This window comes from Methylorubrum zatmanii (assembly GCF_014845115.1).
Taxonomy (GTDB): domain Bacteria; phylum Pseudomonadota; class Alphaproteobacteria; order Rhizobiales; family Beijerinckiaceae; genus Methylobacterium; species Methylobacterium zatmanii.
In genome coordinates this window covers 1-624 of the sequence record NZ_NKUI01000389.1, presented here as the reverse complement: position 1 = coordinate 624, position 624 = coordinate 1, and the positions used below count along the sequence as shown (strand labels likewise).

General features: G+C 71.0%; 1 protein-coding gene. It reads left to right on the top strand.

The annotated features are described in order from the left end of the window. The coding region (locus tag MZTS_RS24915) for a PQQ-dependent catabolism-associated beta-propeller protein (RefSeq protein ID WP_246482279.1) at nucleotides 1–624 on the top strand (624 nt) is incomplete at both ends.

Sequence of the window (624 nt, the reverse complement as noted above, 5' to 3'; positions counted from 1 at the left end):
CCGCGCCGCGACCGCCCGCCTCCTCCTCTGCGCCGGCCTGCTGGGCTTCGCTGCGCAGGGGGCGGAGGCGGAAGAAATCTTCGTCTCGAACGAGCGCGACAACACCGTCTCGGTGATCGACGGCACCTCGCTCGAGGTGATCCGCACCTTCCCCGTGGGCCGGCGCCCGCGCGGGCTCACCTTCTCCCGGGACGGCCGCACGCTCTATGTCTGCGCCAGCGATTCCGACGCGGTGCAGGTGATCGACCCGGATACGGGCGCCGTGCGCCACAACCTGCCCTCGGGCGAGGACCCGGAGCAGTTCGCCCTCGCGCCCGACGACCGCACCCTGTTCATCGCCAACGAGGAGAACGCCACCACCACCGTGGTCGATGCGCAGACACGCAAGGTGCTGGCCCAGATCGATGTCGGCATCGAGCCGGAGGGCATGGCCGTCAGCCCGGACGGCAAAATGGCCGTCACCACCTCCGAGACCACCAACATGGTCCATTGGATCGACGTCGCCACGCTCTCGGCGACCGACGCGACGCCCGTGGGCCAGCGCCCCCGCGCCGCCGCCTTCTCGGCGGACGGGCGGATGCTGTGGGCGTCCTCCGAAATCGGCGGCACGGTCGCGGTGATCGA